This window comes from Bradyrhizobium sp. SBR1B, from assembly GCF_014198205.1.
Classification (GTDB): Bacteria; Pseudomonadota; Alphaproteobacteria; order Rhizobiales; family Xanthobacteraceae; genus Bradyrhizobium.
This window is the reverse complement of the sequence record NZ_JACIHC010000003.1, coordinates 385,303-405,794: the sequence shown is the minus strand read 5'-3', so window position 1 is coordinate 405,794 and position 20,492 is coordinate 385,303. Positions and strand designations below refer to the sequence as shown.

Annotated in this window: 14 protein-coding genes; 10 read left to right on the top strand and 4 right to left on the bottom strand. The window is 65.7% G+C overall.

The window, feature by feature from the left end:
- The first annotated feature begins 169 nt into the window (after positions 1 to 169).
- The 7 genes from GGD61_RS10280 to ligA all read left to right on the top strand — a co-directional run bounded on the left by GGD61_RS10280 (position 170) and on the right by ligA (position 10,899).
- Positions 170 to 1,192: a cell division protein FtsQ/DivIB gene (locus tag GGD61_RS10280; protein ID WP_018318681.1), complete on the top strand. Its 1,023-nt coding sequence runs from the start codon at positions 170 to 172 to the stop codon at positions 1,190 to 1,192.
- Positions 1,189 to 2,511 (top strand): cell division protein FtsA, encoded by a 1,323-nt coding sequence (gene ftsA, locus GGD61_RS10275; protein WP_018318682.1) that lies wholly within the window; start codon positions 1,189 to 1,191, stop codon positions 2,509 to 2,511. Before GGD61_RS10280 ends, ftsA begins: the two co-directional genes overlap by 4 nt.
- A gap of 87 nt (positions 2,512 to 2,598) precedes the next feature.
- The gene (gene ftsZ / locus GGD61_RS10270) at positions 2,599 to 4,398 is read left to right on the top strand and encodes a cell division protein FtsZ (protein WP_092253454.1); all 1,800 of its coding nucleotides are present in this window, start codon (positions 2,599 to 2,601) and stop codon (positions 4,396 to 4,398) included.
- Between the two features lie 363 nt (positions 4,399 to 4,761).
- On the top strand, positions 4,762 to 5,724 hold the full coding sequence (lpxC, locus tag GGD61_RS10265) for a UDP-3-O-acyl-N-acetylglucosamine deacetylase (protein ID WP_092253452.1): 963 nt from the start codon (positions 4,762 to 4,764) through the stop codon (positions 5,722 to 5,724).
- 246 nt (positions 5,725 to 5,970) lie between these two features.
- Complete coding sequence (locus GGD61_RS10260; protein ID WP_092253450.1) at positions 5,971 to 6,861, top strand: outer membrane protein assembly factor BamD; 891 nt, start codon at positions 5,971 to 5,973, stop codon at positions 6,859 to 6,861.
- Positions 6,862 to 6,874: 13 nt separating this feature from the next.
- A complete protein-coding gene (recN, locus tag GGD61_RS10255; protein WP_183230666.1) occupies positions 6,875 to 8,548 on the top strand; it encodes a DNA repair protein RecN in 1,674 nt (557 codons plus the stop codon).
- Between the two features lie 197 nt (positions 8,549 to 8,745).
- Positions 8,746 to 10,899, top strand: coding sequence for an NAD-dependent DNA ligase LigA (ligA, locus tag GGD61_RS10250; RefSeq protein WP_183230665.1), 2,154 nt, complete (start codon positions 8,746 to 8,748; stop codon positions 10,897 to 10,899).
- 179 nt (positions 10,900 to 11,078) lie between these two features.
- Here ligA and GGD61_RS10245 read toward each other — a convergent pair whose 3' ends face one another.
- Positions 11,079 to 12,353 (bottom strand): multidrug effflux MFS transporter, encoded by a 1,275-nt coding sequence (locus tag GGD61_RS10245; RefSeq protein ID WP_183230664.1) that lies wholly within the window; start codon positions 12,351 to 12,353, stop codon positions 11,079 to 11,081.
- 189 nt (positions 12,354 to 12,542) lie between these two features.
- Entirely contained in the window at positions 12,543 to 14,372 is a 1,830-nt protein-coding gene (locus GGD61_RS10240) for an aminopeptidase P family protein (RefSeq protein ID WP_183230663.1), read from the bottom strand.
- Between the two features lie 186 nt (positions 14,373 to 14,558).
- Between GGD61_RS10240 and GGD61_RS10235 the strand changes: the two genes are divergently transcribed.
- Positions 14,559 to 14,738 carry a hypothetical protein gene (locus GGD61_RS10235; protein ID WP_018322541.1) on the top strand — a complete coding sequence of 60 codons (180 nt, stop codon included), beginning with the start codon at positions 14,559 to 14,561 and terminating at the stop codon, positions 14,736 to 14,738.
- A gap of 125 nt (positions 14,739 to 14,863) precedes the next feature.
- Here the strand turns inward: GGD61_RS10235 and GGD61_RS10230 are convergent, their stop codons facing one another.
- Entirely contained in the window at positions 14,864 to 15,751 is an 888-nt protein-coding gene (locus GGD61_RS10230) for a 50S ribosomal protein L11 methyltransferase (RefSeq protein ID WP_183230662.1), read from the bottom strand.
- A 162-nt stretch (positions 15,752 to 15,913) separates the two neighbouring features.
- Between GGD61_RS10230 and GGD61_RS10225 the strand changes: the two genes are divergently transcribed.
- A complete protein-coding gene (locus GGD61_RS10225; RefSeq protein ID WP_018322539.1) occupies positions 15,914 to 16,069 on the top strand; it encodes a Flp family type IVb pilin in 156 nt (51 codons plus the stop codon).
- Between the two features lie 272 nt (positions 16,070 to 16,341).
- On the opposite strand, the gene GGD61_RS10220 is transcribed toward GGD61_RS10225, so the two are convergent.
- The gene (locus GGD61_RS10220; RefSeq protein ID WP_183230661.1) at positions 16,342 to 17,952 is read right to left on the bottom strand and encodes an NAD(P)/FAD-dependent oxidoreductase; all 1,611 of its coding nucleotides are present in this window, start codon (positions 17,950 to 17,952) and stop codon (positions 16,342 to 16,344) included.
- A gap of 228 nt (positions 17,953 to 18,180) precedes the next feature.
- On the opposite strand from GGD61_RS10220, the gene GGD61_RS10215 reads away from it, so the two are divergent.
- Positions 18,181 to 20,460: a fused MFS/spermidine synthase gene (locus GGD61_RS10215; protein WP_183230660.1), complete on the top strand. Its 2,280-nt coding sequence runs from the start codon at positions 18,181 to 18,183 to the stop codon at positions 20,458 to 20,460.
- Positions 20,461 to 20,492 lie beyond the last annotated feature (32 nt).

The following is a 20,492-nucleotide window of genomic DNA, read 5'->3' as shown; positions in this document are numbered from 1 at the left end:
CTTTGGCTGCCGGCGCGTGAGCTGTCGGGGGTGATGTCACCTCCAGCGAACGCTTTGAAGGGGAGAGGCTTCTTCTGCTGAAGACCAGCACCCGGCCCGGCACGTCGAAGACGTCATGTTCGCCAGGATCCGCGCGATGTCGCGGGCAAACTGTTGACGAGCTCGTGCAATGGATGGAGCAGGAAGCCTCACCCGGTCGTTTTTCAGATCGCTGAGGCCCCAAGCTGACCTGAAGGCGGCCGCTGTCGGAGCGGTCGTGCTTCTGCGCGAGTGGCTGCAGGACAAGCGCCAGCAAAGACTTCACGCCGCGCGTGCTGCCGCCAAGATCAAGGCCAAGGCCATCATCGAGCGTGAGCCGCCGCCGCGCGTGGTCGCATTGGTGGAGCGCTATCTGCCGCGCCGGGTCGGGATCAGCATGACCGTGCTGCTTTTGATCGGCAGCACCGGCTTCGGCATCGTCAAGGGCGGCCATCTCCAGGATTTCATCACCGCGGTCAGCGATGCCCGCAACGCGCTGGCCAATTCCGCCGGGTTCCGCATCACTTCCGTCGTGATCAACGGCCGCAAGCATCTGACCCAGGACGAGATCCTGGCCATCGGCGGTGTCAGCGGCCGTTCCTCGCTGCTGTTCCTCGATGCTGACGCGGTGCGCGATAAGCTCAAGGCCAATCCGTGGATCGCGGATGCGACCGTGCTGAAGCTCTATCCGGGCCAGCTGATGATCGAGCTCACCGAGCGCAAGGCATTCGCGCTGTGGCAGGAGGCCGGCCGGCTCTCGGTCATCGCCGATGACGGCGCCGTCCTCGAACCCTACGTCTCGCGTCGCTTCCTGTCGCTGCCGCTCGTGGTCGGCAAGGGCGCCGAGACCCAGGCCCGCGATTTCCTCGCGCTGCTGGCGCGCTATCCGCAGGTCAACTCGATCACCAAGGCCGCGATCTTCGTCGGTGAGCGGCGCTGGAACCTGAGGCTCAAGGACGGTCTCGACATCCGTCTGCCCGAGCAGGACGTCGGCAACGCGCTGGCGATGCTGTCCAAGCTCGACAAGGAGGACAGGCTGTTCTCGCGCGACATCGTCGCCGTCGACATGCGCCTGCCTGATCGCCTGGTGGTGCAGCTGTCCGAGGACGCCGCCAAGGCGCGCGAGGAGCTGTTCAAGGACAAGAAGAAAAAGAAGGCCGGGGATTCCGCATGACCGGTCTTGATCGCACCCAGACCCCGAAGACGCGCCCGATGCCGCACAAGCGCGGCGGCCTCGTCGCCTGCCTCGACATCGGCACCAGCAAGATCGCCTGCATGATCGCGCGGCTGAAGCCGTCGCCGCCGAGCGAGGCGCTGCGCGGCCGCACCCATGCGGTGGAACTGATCGGTTACAGCCAGATCCAGTCGCGCGGCATGAAGGCCGGTGCGGTGATCGACCTTACCGAATGCGAGCAAGCCGTGCGCCAGGCCGTCGCGCTCGCGGAGAAAATGGCCAAGGTGCGGGTCGAGTCCGTGCTGCTCTCGGTCTCCGGCGGTCGGCTTTCTGGCCAACTGGTCGAAGCCGCCGCAGATATCCGTGGTGGCGCCGTGACGCAGGCCGATGTCAGCCGCGTCACCTCGACCGGCATGCGTCATGCCACCGGCGAAGGCCGCACCGTGCTGCACGCGCTCCCGGTCGGCTACACGCTCGACGGCGTCAAGGGCATCCGCGATCCCCGCGGCATGGTTGCGCATCAGTTCGGCGTCGACATGAACGTCGTTACTTGCGACGCCACCGTGGCGCGGAACCTGATGCTGGCGGTGGAGCGCTGCCACATCAATGTCGAAGCCATGGCGGCCAGCCCTTACGTCGCCGGATTGTCGGTGCTGACCGACGACGAGGCCGATCTCGGCGCCGCCGTTGTCGAGATGGGCGCCGGCACCACTACGATTGCCGTTTATTCAGGCGGCCGTTTCGTGCATGCGGCGGGTTTTGCGGTCGGCGGGCAACACATCACGATGGATCTTGCGCGCGGACTCTCCGCGACCATTGCCGATGCCGAGCGAATCAAGACGTTATACGGGACCGTCATCACCGGCGGATCGGACTCGCGTGAGCTGATGTCTGTGCCGACAGCCGGTGACGAGCAGGATCTGCCGCAGATCGTCTCCCGCGCCACCATCGCCAACATCGTCAAGCACCGTGCCGAGGAAGTCTTCGAAATGGTTCGGGACAAGCTGAAGGATTCGCCCTTCGCCTCAGAGCCCAACGGCCGGGTCGTGCTCTCGGGCGGCGCCTCGCAGCTGACCGGCCTCGTCGAACTCGGCACCCAGATTCTCGGCCGGCCCGTGCGGGTCGGACGTCCGCTCGGCTTCGGCCGGCTGCCCAACGAGGCGAAGAACGCCGCGTTCGCGGTGCCGGCCGGACTCCTCGTCTACCCGCAATATGTTCACCACGAACATGTCGAACCGCGGCATACGCGGCAGCAGGTCAAGACAGGGACCGGCGGTTATTTCGGAAAGGTCGGACGATGGCTACGCGAGGGCTTCTGATGATTCATTTCCGCAATTCCCGACTTTCACCAACTCCCGCGGCCGCCGGCCGGGGCGAACCCACGCGCGCGTGATCGAGAGGCAAACATGACCATCAGCATCAATGTTCCTGATATTCACGAACTGAAGCCCCGGATCACCGTGTTCGGCGTCGGTGGCGCCGGTGGCAACGCCGTCAACAACATGATCACGGCGGGCCTTCAGGGCGTCGATTTCGTGGTCGCCAACACCGACGCGCAGGCGCTGACGATGTCGAAGGCGCAGCGCATCGTGCAGATGGGCACGGCGGTCACGCAAGGCCTCGGCGCCGGCTCGCAGCCGAACGTCGGCGCGGCGGCGGCGGAAGAGGTGATTGACGAGCTGCGCGACCATCTCTCGGGCGCCAACATGGTGTTCGTCACCGCGGGCATGGGCGGCGGCACCGGTACCGGTGCAGCTCCTGTGATCGCCAAGACCGCGCGCGACATGGGCATCCTCACCGTCGGCGTCGTGACCAAGCCCTTCCACTTCGAGGGCGGCCGCCGCATGCGCACGGCCGAAGCCGGCATCAACGAGCTTCACAAGGTCGTGGATACGCTGCTCATCATCCCGAACCAGAACCTGTTCCGGGTCGCCAACGAGAAGACCACCTTCGCCGACGCCTTCGCGATGGCCGACCAGGTGCTGTACTCGGGCGTTGCCTGCATCACCGATCTGATGGTCAAGGAAGGCCTGATCAACCTCGACTTCGCCGACGTCCGCGCCGTCATGCGCGAGATGGGCAAGGCGATGATGGGCACCGGCGAAGCCTCCGGCGACAAGCGGGCGCTGACCGCCGCCGAAGCCGCCATCGCCAACCCGCTGATCGACGACAGCTCGATGAAGGGCGCCAAGGGCCTCCTCATCTCCATCACCGGCGGCAAGGACCTCACGCTGTTCGAGGTCGACGAAGCCGCGACCCGTATCCGCGAGGAAGTCGACCAGGACGCCAACATCATCGTCGGCGCGACCTTCGACGAAGCGCTCGATGGGCTGATCCGCGTCTCGGTCGTTGCCACCGGCATCGAGCAGGCCGCGATCGCCCGCAACAGCCAGGCGACCTCCGCACCGGTTGCGAACGCGGCGCCGCAGGCACAGCAGGCTCCCGCAGCCCCCGCCGTCGCCGCCGAGAGCCGTCTGGCCGACCTGACCGCGCGGCTCCGCGCCGACAATCAGCGTATGGCTGAGCGCGCCCAGAAGCTGGAAGGCCAGATTCCGGCCGCAGCCCCGGTCGCTGCCGCGCCGATGGCGCCCCGTCCGAATGTCGAGCGCGCCGCGCTCGCTGCCATCGCCGCCGCCGTTGCGGAGGTCCCGCAGGCGCCCGCGCCGATGCAGACCTATGGCGACGTCACCGTGCGCCCGATCGCGCAGAAGCCGACGCTGTTCCCGGAACCCGACATGGCCCCGATCGCGATGCAGGAGCCGATGACGCCGGAGAACTTCATTCCACCGCAGGCCGAGCGCGCGCCGGTTCGTGCGCCGCGGATGCCGCGCCTCGATGAGCTGCCGATGCCGGCCCAGGCCGAGATTCGCCAGGCCCGCGGCGAGGTCGAGGAGGAGACCCCGCAGAAGACCCGCCTGTCGCTGCTGCAGCGCCTCGCCAATGTCGGCCTCGGCCGTCGCGACGAGGAAAGCGAGCCGCCGGTCGCGGCCCGCACCGCCGGTCCCGCGATGCCGCCGCTGCCCGAGCGCCGCCAGCAGAAGACCGTGGCGCAGCAGATCGCATCGAGCGAGCCGGTATCTGAGTATGCCCGCCGCCCCGCGCCGCAGGGTCTGGACATGCACGGCCGTCCGGCGCCTGTTGCGCCGGCGCCACAGGGCGACGACCATCTTGATATCCCGGCCTTCCTGCGGCGGCAGGCGACCTGAGGATTGTTACAATAAGGCAGACGAAAAAAGGTCCCGGCAACAAGCTTGCCGGGACCTTTCCTTTTGTCCCGTGCATGTCCGGATTGTGCAGACAAGCAACTGATTTTAAATCATTAATTACGTGTTTGGGTGTTCAGTCAAACTGCCGGAAGCGACCCAAAACCTCGGCGCAATTTGGTTAAGCCTTGGCGCGAATACGGCAGGTTTGGGGTAACAATCGGTAAAAAAGCGTGAGTTGGCGCTGTTTGAGGCAGTGACTATGGTTTGGCGTGACTTGGGGATACGGATTCGCAGGGGCCCGGCACTGGCCGGCCAAGTGAGTCCAGTATAAGTCGCAGTGGGTCGTAGTGGGGCGGGTTCCTGATGAAATTTAGCCGGCAAACAACGCTTCGTGCGCAAGCCTCCGTGGCAGGCGTAGGCGTTCACTCCGGTCTTCCCGTCACTCTCACCCTTGGGCCTGCGCCTGTCGACGCGGGTTTTATTTTTGTCCGCACCGGCCTCGAGGGAAGTGACCGCGAAGTTCAGGCGACCGCCGAGCAGGTGATCGCGACCGACTTCGCCACCGTCCTCGGCGATCGCAACGGTCCGCTGGTGTCCACCGCCGAGCACGTGCTTGCTGCACTGCGGGGTATGGGTGTCGACAACGCCACCATCGAGATCGACGGTCCCGAAGTGCCGATCATGGACGGCAGCGCGGCGGCTTTCATTGCGGCGATCGACCAGGCCGGCATCGTTACCCAGCCGGCGCAGCGCCGCTTCATCCAGGTTTTGAAGCCGATCTCAGTCAAGATCGGCGACTCCTTCGGCGAGATCAGGCCCTATGCCAACGGGTTCTGCGTCGAGGTCGAGATCGATTTCACCAATCCCGTCATCGGCCAGCAGAGCTACGCCTTCGATCTCAACCCGGAGCGTTTCCGCCGCGAAGTCGGCCGGGCCCGGACCTTCGGTCTGATGAGCGACGTTGCGCGGCTCTGGAGCGCGGGCTATGCCCTCGGCGCCTCCTTCGACAACACCGTCGTGTTCGACGACGAGCGGCTGCTCAACACCGAGGGCCTGCGCTACGCCGATGAATGCGCCCGCCACAAGGTGCTGGACGTGATCGGCGACCTCTCCCTGGCCGGCCTGCCGCTGCTTGGCGCCTACCGCTCGGTGCGTGGCGGCCACAAGCTCAACCACGCTGTGCTGACCGCGCTGCTCGCCGACCGTACCGCCTGGCGGGTGGTCGAGGGCGAGGCAGCCCGCCGCACCACGCGCCCCGTGGGCGAGGTCGGCCGCGGAATCGTCGGCGGCCGGATCGCTGCGGCCTATGGGCCGGACGTGTCCTGAACAGAGCTGTTGCCGCCTGCCTCAGGCAGCGGCTTACCCCGGGAAACTCCTGGTAACCACGATCGGCTAGGATTGCGGCACGTTCGCCTTAATCCGGGCGAAATGCCTGCCTATCCGGTTGGTTAAAGATCGCTTTTCGGATACATCGGCGTGGTCGCATGGCAAGGCACCACGGTTACATTTCGCGCCCATGACGGGGTTCATGGGCTGGCGGCACCGCATCACAGGGCGTCAGGGCTTAAACTCATGTCGGCACAGCGTACGACGCGCGGATATTTCTCGGTCTCGTCGCGAGCCCGCGGGCTGCTTCAGGCCGTCACCTTCATGATGCTCGCGCTGCCGCTGGCCGGCTGCGGCACCGGCTCGCTCTGGGACAAGTTCACCGCCAAGGACGACACCTTCGTCGAGGAGCCCGCCGACAAGATCTACAATGAGGGCCTGTACCTCATGAACGAGAAGAAGGACATGAAGGCGGCGAACAAGAAGTTCGAAGAGGTCGACCGCCAGCATCCTTATTCCGACTGGGCCCGTAAATCGCTTCTGATGTCGGCCTATGCGTCCTACCAGGGCGGCGACTTCGACGGCTGCATCGGCGCTGCCACCCGCTACGTCACGCTGCATCCCGGCAGCCCGGATGCGGCCTATGCGCAATATTTGATTGCCGCATCCCATTACGACCAGATCCCGGACACCAGCCGCGATCAGGCCCGCACCGAGAAGGCGATCGCCGCCCTTGAAGAGGTGGTGCGCAAATATCCGAACTCGGAATACGCGACATCCGCCAAGGCCAAGATCGAGGGTGCGCGCGACCAGCTTGCCGGCAAGGAAATGAACGTCGGCCGCTATTACGCGCAGAAGCGCGACTACACGGCTGCGATCAACCGCTACAAGACCGTCGTCACGCAGTACCAGACCACCCGCCATGTCGAGGAAGCGCTGTTCCGGCTGACCGAGGCCTATATGGCGATCGGCATTGTCGGCGAGGCGCAGACCGCGGCGGCCGTGCTTGGGCACAATTTTCCTGACAGCCGCTGGTACAAGGACGCCTATAATCTTGTAAAATCCGGCGGTCTCGAACCGAGCGAGAATCAGGGGTCCTGGATCAGCCGGACTTTCAAGAAGATGGGTCTCGGCTAGGAAATTTGGTTCCATGCTGGCGCGTCTGTCGATCCGTGACATCGTCCTGATCGAACGGCTCGATATCGAATTCGCCACCGGCCTTGCGGTTTTGACCGGCGAGACTGGTGCGGGCAAATCCATCCTGCTCGATGCCTTTGCGCTGGCACTCGGCGGCCGCGGCGACGCGGGCCTCGTGCGCCACGGCGTGGAGCAGGGGCAGGTGACCGCCGTGTTCGATGTCCCCAAGAATCACCCCGCGACGAAAATCCTCGCCGAGAACGGCCTCGAGGACACCGGCGAGATGATTCTCCGCCGCGTGCAGCTCGCCGACGGCCGCACCCGGGCCTTCATCAACGACCAGTCGATCAGCGTGCAGACGCTGAAGGCGGTCGGCGCCGCCCTGGTGGAGATCCACGGCCAGCATGACGAGCGTGCGCTGGTCGATGCCGCGACCCACCGCCGCCTGCTCGACGCGTTCGCCGGCCTGGAGAAGGACGTCGCCGCGGTCGAAACGCTCTGGGACGCACGCCGCACCGCCAACACCGCGCTGGAGGAGCATCGCTCCGCCATGGAGCGCGCCGCGCGGGAGGCCGACTATCTGCGCCACGCCTCCGCCGAGCTGAAGCAGCTCGCGCCCAAGGACGGCGAGGAAACCTCGCTCGCCAACCGCCGCACCACCATGATGCAGGGTGAGAAGATCGCCTCCGATTTGCGCGAGGCGCAGGAGGCTGTCGGTGGGCACCATTCGCCGGTTTCGACGCTCTCGGCGGCGGTACGCCGGCTGGAACGCCGCGGCGTCAATTCGCCCGCACTGGTCGAGCCGGCCGTGAAGGCGATCGACATGGCGATCAACGCGCTGGAGGAGGCCGACCAGCATCTGCAGGCGGCACTCGCCGCGACCGATTTCGATCCGGCCGAGCTCGAACGCATCGAGGAGCGCCTGTTCGCGCTGAGGGCCGCCTCGCGCAAATATTCGACGCCGGTCGACGGGCTGGCCGCGCTGGCCGCCAAATACGCCGCCGACGTCGTGCTGATCGATGCCGGCGCCTCGCGGCTGAAAAAGCTGGAGCAGGCCGCGATCGAGGCAGATAGCCGCTATGCCGCCGCCGCCAAGAAGCTGTCGCTGGTGCGGCAGAAATCGGCTGAGAAGCTCAACAAGGCGGTCAACGCCGAGCTGGCGCCGCTCAAGCTCGAACGCGCCAGGTTCATGACGCAGGTCGCGACCGATGAGGCAGCTCCAGGCCCGCAAGGCTTCGACCGCGTCGAGTTCTGGGTGCAGACCAATCCGGGCACCAAGGCAGGACCGATGATGAAGGTCGCCTCCGGCGGCGAGCTGTCGCGCTTCCTGCTGGCGCTCAAGGTCGTGCTGTCCGACCGCGGCTCGGCGCCGACGCTGGTGTTCGACGAGATCGACACCGGCGTGGGCGGTGCGGTCGCCGACGCTATCGGCGGGCGCCTGGCGCGGCTTGCCGGCAAGGTGCAGGTGATGGCCGTGACCCACGCCCCACAGGTCGCCGCCCGCGCCGACCAGCACCTGCTGATCTCCAAGGATGCCCTCGACAAGGGCAAGCGCGTCGCCACCCGCGTCGATGCGCTAGCCGCCGACCACCGCCGCGAGGAGATCGCGCGCATGCTGGCGGGGGCAGAGATTACGGCCGAGGCGAGGGCGGCGGCGGAGAGGCTGCTGAAGGCGGCGACGGCTTGATTGTGTGTCCCGGACGCGGCGCAGCGCGTAGCGCTGCTCCGCAGAGCCGGGACCCAGATTTCTGCCACGTGGGCCCCGGCTCTGCAGCGCACCGCACCGGATGATGCTCCGCATCGCCGGGAGCGCTGCGCTGCGTTCGGGGCACGAGATTTCCACACGCCTTTACCGTGCTACCCGCTCCGTCGTATCCAAGCACCATGGTCAGAGCAGCAAAATCCAAAACAACACCGCTTCGCGACGTCGCCGACCTCACCAAGGCCCAGGCCAAGGTCGAGCACATGCGGCTGGCGCTGGAGATCGAGGGGCACAACGAGCGCTACTATCAGGAGGACGCGCCCACCGTCACCGACGCCGAGTACGACGCGCTGCGCCAACGCTTCAATGCGATCGAGAAGCGCTTTCCTGAATTCGTCACCGCGGACTCGCCCTCTCAGAAGGTCGGCGCAGCGCCGTCAGGCCGCTTCAAGAAGGTCCGGCATTCCGTTCCCATGCTGTCGCTCGACAACGCCTTTGCGGAGGAGGACGTGCGCGACTTCGTCGGCCGCATCGTGCGCTTCCTGAAGCTCGACGACGACAAGGTCAATTTCTCCGCCGAGCCGAAGATCGACGGCCTCTCGATGTCGTTGCGCTACGAGGGTGGCGAGCTCGTCACTGCGGCGACGCGCGGGGACGGTGCGGTCGGCGAGGATGTCACTGCCAACATCCGCACGCTCGAAGACGTACCGCAAAAGCTGAAGGGCCGGAACATCCCCGATATCTGCGAGGTCCGCGGCGAGGTCTACATGACCAAGAGGGCGTTCCTCGCGCTCAACGAGCGGCAGAAGGCGGCGGGCGATACCATCTTCGCCAATCCGCGCAATTCGGCCGCGGGCTCGCTGCGCCAGAAGGACCCGACCATCACCGCCTCGCGTCCCCTCGGCTTCTTCGCCTATGCGTGGGGGCAGATGAACGCGATGCCGGAAGCGACGCAGAGCGGCATGATCGACTGGTTCGAGCGCTGCGGCTTCAAGACCAATCCGCTGACCAAGCTGTGTCACTCCGTCGAGGAGCTGATCGCGTTCCACCAGAGCATCGAGGAAGAGCGCGCCGAGCTCGACTACGACATCGACGGCGTTGTCTACAAGGTCGACCGCATCGACTGGCAGGAGCGGCTCGGCTTCGTCTCGCGCACGCCGCGCTGGGGCATCGCGCACAAATTCCCGGCCGAGCGAGCCATGACCGTGCTGCGCGACATCGAGATTCAGGTCGGTCGCACCGGCTCGTTCACGCCGGTCGGCAAGCTCGAGCCGGTCGGCGTCGGCGGCGTGATCGTGCAAAACGTCACGCTGCACAACGAGGACTATATCAAGGGCATCGGCAACAAGGGCGAGGTGCTGCGCGAGGGGCGCGATATCAGGATCGGCGACACCGTCGTGGTCCAGCGCGCCGGCGACGTGATTCCGCAGATCGTCGACGTCGTCCTCGACAAGCGGCCGAAGAGCGCCAGGGAATACTCTTTCCCGAAGAAGTGCCCGTGCCCGCTGCACACCGACGTCGTCCGCGGCGCAACCGCAGCCGGCGAGGAGGAATCCCGCGCCCGCTGCAGCGGCGAGTTCGCCTGCCCGTATCAGAAGGTCGAACACCTCAAGCTGTTCGTCTCGCGCCGTGCTTTCGACATCGACGGTTTAGGGGAGAAGCAGCTGCAGTATTTCTTTGACGAGGGATGGGTCAAGGAGCCCGCCGACATCTTCACGCTGGAGAAGCGCAACGCGAAGCTGAAGCTCGAGGAGATCGAGGGCTACGGTGCCACCTCGGTGCGCAATCTGTTCGGCGCCATCGAGAGCCGGCGCACAATCGCGCTCGAACGCTTCATTTATGCGCTCGGCATGCGTCATGTCGGCGAGACCACGGCGCTGGCGCTGGCACGCGGCTATGGCTCTTGGGACGCCTTCCACGACGCCTGCCTCAAGATCGCTCACGGCGACGAGGAGGCGATGGCCGACATGGACGCGCTCGACCAGATCGGCGACACCGTGATCAAGAGCATCGCCGATTATTTCGGCGAGAGCCACAACCGCGGCATCGTCGAGCGGCTGACCAAGGAAGTCGAGATCGTCGACGCCGAGAAGCCAAAGAGCAACTCGGCCGTCGCCGGCAAGACGGTGGTGTTCACGGGCTCGCTGGAGAAGATGACGCGCGACGAGGCCAAGGCCACAGCGGAGCGCTTGGGCGCCAAGGTCTCAGGCTCGGTGTCGAAGAAGACCGATCTCGTCGTTGCCGGTCCTGGCGCGGGCTCGAAGCTGGCTGAGGCCAACAAGCACGGCGTCAAGGTGCTGACCGAGGACGAGTGGCTGACGCTGATCGGGGAGTGAGGTTTCTTCTTTCTCCCCTTGTGGGAGAAGGTGGCGCGAAGCGCCGGATGAGGGGTTGTATTCACAAACTCGACTGAGAGTGATCTGCGTGGAGAGAGACCCCTCACCGTCTCGCAGCTCCGCGGCGAGCCACCCTCTCCAACAAGGGGGGAGGGGAAGGGTAACGCGCATAGCCTCCCTCACATCATCCCGCTCTCTTCCTCTTCCGCCTGCTTGATCAGCGTCTCGCTCACCGTCATCTCGCGGCGGGGGACGACGAAGATCATCACGCAGGCACAGAGCAGCGAGATCGCGAGGACTGCGGCGGTGAGTGGCAGCGTCGTTGCGGAGTGGCCGCCGAGATAGGCGCCGAATTGCGACATCAGCGCGCCGATGCCCTGCTGGAGGAAGCCGATCGTGCCGGAGGCGGTGCCGGCGGCCTCGGGGCGGATGCTGATGGCGCCGGCGGCCGAATTCGCCATCACGAAGGCATTGCCGGCCATCACGATCATCTGCGTGCCGAACAGCCAGGCCGGCGCCTCATTCCAGCCGACCAAACTCCACAGCAGGTTCGCAAGGCTGCCGGCGAGCTGAAGGGCGAGCCCGAACCAGATCAGCTTTTCCAGCGAATGCCGCGGCGCAAAGCGTACGCAGAGCAGATTGCCGACGAGAAATGCAAAGCCCGAGGTCGCGAACCAGGCGCCGTATTCGGCGCTGCTGCGGCCCATCTGCGTCACCACGATGTAGGGGCCGCCGCCCGCGAAGGTGAAGATGATCTGCGAGGCCAGCACCTGGCACATCACATAGCCGACGAAGGCGCGGTTGCGGATCAGGATGCCGACGTCGCCGCGGAAGCCGCTGCCGGCGGCGCGGCTGCGCCGCGTTTCGGGCAGCGCCACTGCGATGCCGACGGCGACCATGATCGCGGCGATGGTGATGGCGTAGAAGATCGCGCGCCAGCCGAACGCGGTCTCGATCAGGCCGCCGGTCAGCGGCGAAACCATCTGCCCGATCATTAGCGCGGCAACCACGAGGCTGATCATCGAGGCGACGCGGTCGCGCTCGTAGATGTCGCGGATGATGGCACGGCTGATCACCATGCCGGAGGCGCCGCCGAGCGCCTGGAAAAAGCGCGCGGCAATCAATTGCGGCAAGGTCTCGGCGAAGATGCTCGCCACGCTTGCCACGACCATCAGCGCCAGTCCTCCGAGCAGCACAGGGCGTCGTCCGAACCGGTCGGACAGCGGTCCCATGATGAGCTGCGACAGCGCGATGCCGACCATGTAGAGCGACACCGTCATCTGCGCGATCGAGATGTCGCTGCCGAAATTCGTCGCCAGCACCGGCAGTGCCGGAACCAGGATATAAAGAGAGATCGGCGCGATCCCGGTCATCACGACCAGCAACAGCAGCACCAGGCGCGATGTCGCGAGGTTGGCCGCCGCTCCCGGCGGCTTGCTGATCATGCCGTGCATTGGTGTCCGTCTTTCGAGTTCGAATCGACTGTAGCGCGCTCGCGCAAGACGGATATCGGCGTTTCGGAATGCGGCTATACGGATTCCGGGATGGTTATGCTGGAGGCGCGATATTCGCTTTAGCATCCGTGTCGGGAAAACAGCGTTGCGCAAACGGCGTAGCGCCATGCGCGCTGCGGCAGGGTGACCCTACGCCTTCAGCTCCGTCGTCGCCTGATCGAGCCAGGTCTGTGTCGCCTCGTCCAGCGCGGGCCGTACCTCGGCCCGGACGCGCGCGTGGTAGGCGTTGAGCCAGCCGAGCTCGTCGCGGCTCAGCATCGCGACATCGATGAGGCGGCGGTCGATCGGCGCCAGCGTCAGCGTCTCGAACGCGTTCATCGGCTTCTCGGCGCCCCTGATGTCGGCGGCCACCACCAGCTCCAGGTTCTCGATGCGGATGCCGAAACCGTCGGTCTTGTAATAGCCAGGCTCGTTGGAGAGGATCATGCCGCGCTTCAGCGGCGTGGTACCGAGCTTCGAGATCCGCGCCGGTCCTTCGTGCACCGAGAGATAGCTGCCGACGCCGTGACCGGTGCCGTGCTCGAAATCGACGCCGACGGCCCAGAGATATTGCCGTGCCAGCGTGTCGAGCTGCGCGCCCGTGGTGCCGTCCGGAAAGACGGCGCGCGCGATCGCGATATGGCCGCGCAGCACGCGGGTGAAGCGGTCACGCATCTCAGCGGTGGGGTCGCCCACCGCCATGGTGCGCGTGACGTCGGTGGTGCCGTCTTCGTACTGCGCGCCGGAATCGATCAGCAGCAGGTCGCCAGGCGCGATCCGCCTGTTGCTCTTGCGGGTGACGCGGTAGTGCACGATGGCGCCGTTCGGGCCGGTGCCTGAGATGGTCGGAAACGATACGTCCTTCAGCGCGCCGGTGTCGCGGCGGAACGTCTCGAGCGCCTCGACCGCGTCGATCTCGGTGAGCTTGCCGCTTGCGGCCTCGCGATCGATGAAGGCGAGGAAGCGCGCCAGCGCCACGGCGTCGCGCCGATGTGCCGTCTGCGTGCCCTTGATCTCGGTCGCGTTCTTGACGGCCTTGAGCAGTGCAATCGGATCGCTGCCGCGTACCGGCTTGCCGCCGGCCCCCGCGATCAGCCGGCTGAGTGCGTCGGCCGCGGTGGCGCTGTCGAGTGCAATCGATCCGCCGCTCTTGGCTAGCGCCATCAGCGTCGGTGCCATCGCATCGGGCTCGCGCACATCGGCGGATTGCTCGAGATGGTCGCGCGTCAGGTTGGAGAGTTTTCGATGGTCGATGAAGATGGTGGGGCGACCGTCCTTCGGCACCAGCGCATAGGACAGCGGCAGCGGCGTGTGCGCGACGTCGGCACCGCGGATGTTGAAGGTCCAGGCCACCGCGTGGCTGTCGGACAGCACCAGCGCGTCGGCGCCGAGCTTGACGATCTCGGCCCTGATCTGCGTCACCTTCTCGGCTTCAGTGACGCCGGCATTCTGCAGGCTGTGCACGGCGACGGGGGCGAGCGGCGGCTGCGGACGGTCCTGCCAGATTGCGTCGATTGGATTGCTGTCGACCGCGACCAGCTCGGCGCCGGCCTTGGCGCAGGCGGCGGACAGGCGCTCGGCTGCCGCAAAAGTGTGCAGCCACGGATCAAATCCGAGGCGGTCACCGGCCTTCAGATGCCCCGACACCCAGCTCTCCGGCGGCGGATCGATCAGCGATTCCACGGCCCAGGCCTTTGCATCGACCTGCTTGGCGGCCTGAAGCGTGTAGCGGCCGTCGACGAACAGTGCGGCCTCCTGGGTCAGCACCACCGCGAGTCCCGCCGAGCCCGTGAAGCCGGTCAGCCAGGCCAGCCGCTCTTCGGACGGCGGCACATATTCGTTCTGCTGCTGATCGGCGCGCGGGATCACGAAGCCGGTCAGCTTGCGGCGGGCGAGTTCTTCGCGAAGGGCGGCGAGCCGCGCCGTCAATGCGACGCCGGCCTCCGGCTCCTCGAATGTCTGGAAGTGTGCTTCGAACATGGTGGATCACTTTAGGATCATGGGGACGAGTCCGCAATCTGGACGCATTCGCATCGCATCTGGCATGGACTGTGCTTGAATGGTTCCATTCGAATTGAGTGGAGTAAAGGATGCGGCAGTTGCGCTTCGTCCGGATGACAGGGAAATTCGAGCAGGTGGTTCATCTCAACGGCGAGGGGACACACGATGCCAGCGTTCACGTTTGAGAAGATTACGCCGCCGGTGCGTCGCGCCCCGACTGCGGCGGCACCGAAGAAACCGCGCGGCGTCATGCGCCAGATGATCGACCGTATCGCCGAGCGTCGCGCGAGGCGTAGCTTGCAGGACGAGCCTCCGATGCGGCGGGACGAGAAGCCCGCGGAGTAGCGCGGCGGAATTTCGTAGGGTGGGTTAGCCGAAGGCGTAACCCACCACGTCTTTTCCCGCGGTGACAGAAAAGGTGGGTTACGCCGAGCGATTGCGCTTTTGCGAAATCGCAGGGCTAACCCACCCTACGACATCTTCCGCAGCAACAGGCTGCTCCACCCCTCGATCCGCAGATGCTTCAACGGCACGAGGCCGCGCGCGCGGTACGCGGCGATCACGGCGGGGGCCTGGTGCGTCAACAGGCCGGAGAGGATGACACGTGCGCCGGGCGCGAGATGCCGCGCCATCGGGCCCGCGAGTTGCCTGAGCGGGTTGGCGAGGATGTTGGCCAGCACCAGGTCGAATGGGCCGGCCTTTTCGAAATCCGGCGCGGCGAAGCCGGTGGCGCGTATTACGCGGACCTGGTTGCCGACCTCGTTCAGCACCGCGTTCTCGGCCGCCACCCGCACCGACGGCGGGTCGATGTCGGAGGCGAGCACCGCGCGATGCAGCGCCTTCGCCGCCGCGATGCCGAGGACGCCGGTTCCGGTGCCGAGGTCGAGCAGGTTCCTCGGACGGGAACTCTTAAGGACATGGTCAAGCAGCAGTAAACAGCCACGGGTGGTGCCGTGGTGGCCGGTGCCGAAGGCGAGCGCCGCCTCGATCTCGATGGCGAGCTTGTTCGGCGCCACGCGGTCGCGGTCATGGCTGCCGTGTACGACGAAGCGCCCGGCCGGGACCGGGACGAGATCTTCCAGGCTGGCCTTGACCCAGTCCTTGGCCTCGACCGTGTCGAAGAGAAGCGTCGCGGCGATCGCATTTCCTGCTGAAGTTGCAACGAGTTCGCGTAGCCAAGCCTGATCGGGCGCCTCGGCGAAATGGAGCGTGACGTCCCATGGTCCGTCGGGCCGCTCGAAGGCGGCAACCGCCGCATCGCCGTCGAAAAACACCTCGGTGAGCACGTCGACGACGCGCCTGGCGTCGGCCTCGCTGCCGATCGAAAAGCTGGCGCGATGGGTGGGAGAAGGCTGCATTCAGGGTTCCGTTGAGTTCAATTTTTGGAGCTTTTATTGCCATTTTTCCGCATAAGTTGCGGTTCCCGGTTAACCGGGCTGTAGGTTGCGCCCCGTATCTTTGCGGATGTCGAAACCAACCAACACAGCTTGGAATTGAAACGGAGGCGAGTTTTGAAGCGCATGGTTCAAAAGTTCTGGTCGGACGAGTCCGGCGCAACCGCGATCGAGTACGGCCTGATTGCCGCAGGTATCGCTCTGGCGATCATCACCGTGGTGAACAGCCTGGGCGTCACCCTGAACGACAAGTTCACTTCGATTAGCAGCTCCTTGAAGTAATTTCCGCCTCCATTTCCCAGCGGGGGCTATTTTTCTTTGAGGTTTTTCCTGATCACCGCCCGCGAGGGGATACCCTGGCGGGCGAGGTCGTTTTCGGGCGAGCGTTCTCAGTGATCTTCACAAATTGTCCACCGCTTGCCGGGACGCCGTCCACCCGCTTGTCCCGCGATTGTCCACCGGCTTTCCCCAAATTCGGTCCCGGCGTTCTGGCCCATGTATCCTCGGTCTGACCACAGATCATTCAACGGCCAGTCCACAGCTCATCCACAGACCTATCCACGGCTTCCGAACAGCGACCGGTGATCTCTCAAGATCGTCTGCGCGGCGTTATGGCCGGGCGCACCGGTGACGCCGCCGCCGGGATGGGCGCCGGAGCCGCAATGGTAGAGGCCCTTCAACGGCCCGCGATAATCGGCATGGCCCAGCATCGGCCGCGCCGAGAACAGCTGGTTCAGCGTCAGCGCGCCATGGAAGATGTCGCCGCCGAGGAGGCCGAACTGCCGTTCGAGATCGAGCGGGGACAGGATCTGGCGGCCCAGCACACTCGCCGCAAAACCCGGCGCGTATTTGTCCACCGTCGCGATCATGAGATCGGCGACCTCTTCGCGATGGTCGTCCCACGACTTTCCATCGGGAAGCTCCGGCGCGACGTGCTGGCAGAACAGGCTGGCGACGTGCTTTCCAGCTGGGGCCAGCGTGTCGTCGAGCGTCGAGGGGATCAGCATCTCGACGACCGGCTCCCGGCTCCAGCCCTGCGCCCGCGCATCGAGATAAGCGCGGTCCATGTAGCCGAGGCTCGGCGCCAGGATGATGCCGGAGCTGAGATGATCGCCCTCGCCCGGCAGCGCCGTGAAGGAGGGCAGGCAGTCCAGCGCAACGTTCATGCGGAAGGTGCCGGAGCCGTTCTTCCAGTGCCGGATGCGGGCAAGGAAGTCCGCAGGGAGCGCGTCGGCCGCGACCAGCCGCGTGTAAAGCAGCTTTGGATTGACATTGGCCGCGACATATTTCGCGCGGATGGTTGAACCGTTCTCCAGCACGATTCCGACGGCGCGGTCGCGCTCGACGATGATCTCACGGACGCCGGCATCGGTGTCGATCATGACGCCCCGATCGCGCGCTGTGCGCGCCATCGCCTGCGTGATCGCGCCCATGCCGCCGATGGCGTGGCCCCAGACCCCCTTCTTGCCGTTCACCTCGCCGAAGGCGTGATGCAGCATCACATAGGCCGAGCCGGCGGCGTAGGGGCTGGCATAGTTGCCGACGATGGCGTCGAAGCCGAACAGGGCCTTGACCAGATCATGCTCGAAGCGCTCGTCCAGCATCTCGCCGGCCGAGCGGGTGAAGAGATCGAGCAGGCTGCGGCTCTGTTCCAGCGTGAGACCGCGCAGGATGTTGGCGGTCTTCCAGGCGTTGACGCCTTCGCGAACGGCCGCTGTGCCAAAGCCGTCGACGAGGTTCGGCGGCGCGCGAAGCACGAACTGCCGCAGCACGTCGGCGATGTCTTCCAGCTCGCGCGAAAATCCGTCGAGCGCGCCTGCATCATGCGCGCTCAGCCGCGCGACTGATGCCTTTGTCCGCCCTTCGCCGGTGAGGAGATAGCTGGCATCCGGCGCGGGCAGAAAGTTCTGGGCGCGCCGTTCGACGATCCGCAGGCCCTGTTCAGTGAGCTTGAGGTCGCGGATCACTTGCGGATTGAGCAGGCTCACAGTGTAGGCCGCGACCGAATTGCGGAATCCGGGGTGAAACTCCTCGGTGACCGCGGCGCCGCCGACCACCTTGCGGCGCTCGACCACGCGCACGCGCAGGCCCGCCATCGCGAGATAGGCGGCGCAAGTGAGGCCGTTATGGCCAGCGCCAATGATGACGACGTCGGTTTCGGTCATGATTTCCCTGGCGTCATTCCGGGGCGATGCGCAGCATCGAACTATGGTGCGGGCTCCGCACCGGAGAATCTCGAGGTTCCGGGTTCGCGCTTCGCGCGCCCCGGAATGACATCTCTATATCAGGCATTCCTCGCTGCAACATCACGAGTGCCTTTATTGCCCGTTCAGGCGCCTTGTGCTCCATTGCGCGCGTCCGGCGCCCGCCGGGGAATGTAGGCTGGAGCTTCCATGGATTCGATCGTGCAACCTGCCGCCACGGAGCAGCCGTCGTCCTCGCGCAACCGGCTGCTGCTGACGGTCTACACCGCTGCGATCTTCGTCAGCGCGCTGCTGCTGTTCTCGGTGCAGCCGCTGTTCACGAAGATGGTGCTGCCGCGGCTCGGCGGCTCGCCGGCGGTGTGGTCGGTGGCGATGGTGTTCTTCCAGTCGCTACTGCTGGCGGGCTATGCCTATGCGCATCTGTTGATGCAGGCGAGGCGCCGCATCGTGCCGGTGGCCGTGCATCTGCTGCTGCTGATCGCGGCCTTCGCCACGCTGCCGCTCGGAATAGCCTCTGCCTATGGCGAGCCGCCCGCTTCGGGTTATGCGTTCTGGCTGCTCGGCCTGTTCGTGGTCTCGATCGGCCTGCCGTTCTTTGCGCTCGCCGCCAACAATCCGCTGCTGCAGGCCTGGTTCGTCCGCACCGGCCATCCCGCCGGGCACGATCCCTATTTCCTCTACGCCTCCTCCAACATCGGCAGCTTCCTGGCGCTGTTGTCCTATCCGTTCCTGCTGGAGCCGATGTTCACGCTGCATGCGCAGAACCGGCTCTGGACCGGTGGCTATGGCCTGTTGATCCTCCTGATCGCCGCCTGCGGCGTGCTGCTGTTGCGCTCGCCGAAGCTGGCGGTGGCCGATGCGCGAACCGAGGACGTCAACGCGCCGGCGCCTGATATCGTGACGCGGCTGCGCTGGATCTTCCTCGCCGCGGTGCCTTCGGGTCTGCTCATCGCGGTCACCGCACACATCTCGACCGACGTCGCCGCGGCGCCGTTGCTATGGGTGCTGCCGCTGTCGCTGTACCTGCTCACCTGGGTCGTGGTGTTCCAGTCGCGGCCGCTGCTGCCGCACAAATGGATGTTGATGCTGCAGCCGGTCGCGATCGCGGGCGTCATCGTCCTGCTCGCCTTCGGCGGCGAGCAGAATTTGCTGCTGACACTCGGCGGCCATCAACTCTGCTTCTTCGTCATCGCCATGGCCTGTCACGGCGAGCTGGCGCGGACGCGGCCGGCCGCCAGATATCTCACCGGTTTTTATGTCGCGCTGTCGTTCGGCGGCATGGTCGGCGGTCTCTTTGCTGGCCTCGTTGCTCCCTTCACCTTCTCGTGGATCGCCGAATACCCGATCCTGATCGCGCTTGCCGCGCTGTGCCGGCCGCCCGCGAATGAGCGTCTCGCAGGTGTCGTCAAATGGTATTGGCTGGTGCTCGCCGCGCTCGCGGTTGCGCTGGTTGCGCCGTCCTACACCACTGGCGGCCTCTCGACCTGGTTGGAGGATCACCGCGTCTGGGTCGCCGGCGCCGTCGGCGTGCTCGCCGCGCTGCTGGCGCTGGCGCTCAATGCCGGCCGCTGGAAGATCTTCGCCACCGTAGCGCTCGCGCTGGCGTTGATCCGAGTTTATCCCGCGGACGAAGGTCGCGTTACGACGGTGCGCAGCTTCTTCGGCGTGCACAAGATCGTGGTGACGCCCGGCGGCTATTTCCACGTGCTGATGCACGGCACCACCATCCACGGCGCCGAGCGCTTCCGCAACAATGACGGCACGCCGGTCACCGGCCGGCCCGAGCCGATCACCTACTATCACAAGGACGGCGGCATCGGTCAGGCCGTCAGCGCGATCCGCGAGCGCAAGGGCGCGCCGCTCAAGGTCGCCGCGATCGGCGTCGGATCGGGCACGCTCGCCTGCGCCGCCGAACCTGGCGAGGACTGGAAATTCTTCGAGATCGACCAGTCGATGGTGGATGCTGCCCGTGATCCCAAAAATTTCCGCTACATCTCGAGCTGCCTGCCGGACACGAAGCCGGTGATCGGCGATGCGCGCCTCACCTTCGCAAAGGAGCCCGACAGCGCCTACGACCTCATCATCGTCGATGCCTATTCGTCGGATGCGATCCCGATTCATCTCGCCACCGAAGAGGCGATGAAGATCTACAAGGACAAGCTCGCGCCGCACGGGGCCGTCGTGATGCACGTCTCCAACCGGCACCTCGATCTCGAGACCGTCGTGGTCGGCATCGCCGACGCCAACGATCTCAAGAGCTGGGTCTTCAATGAGGATTCCGGGCGCGATGGCGACTACATCTTCTCGACCGACGTCGTCATCTCCGCGCGCGATGAGGCCGACATCGGTCGGCTCGCGTCCTCGAAGGTCTGGGAGCAGACCGAAGCCGACGACAGGGTGCGGGTGTGGACCGACGACTATTCCAACATCCTGGGCGCCTTGTACCGGCGTTTGAAGAACGGAGAGTAGGGCGGCACGACAATCGTCTCCGTGCCCCCGGA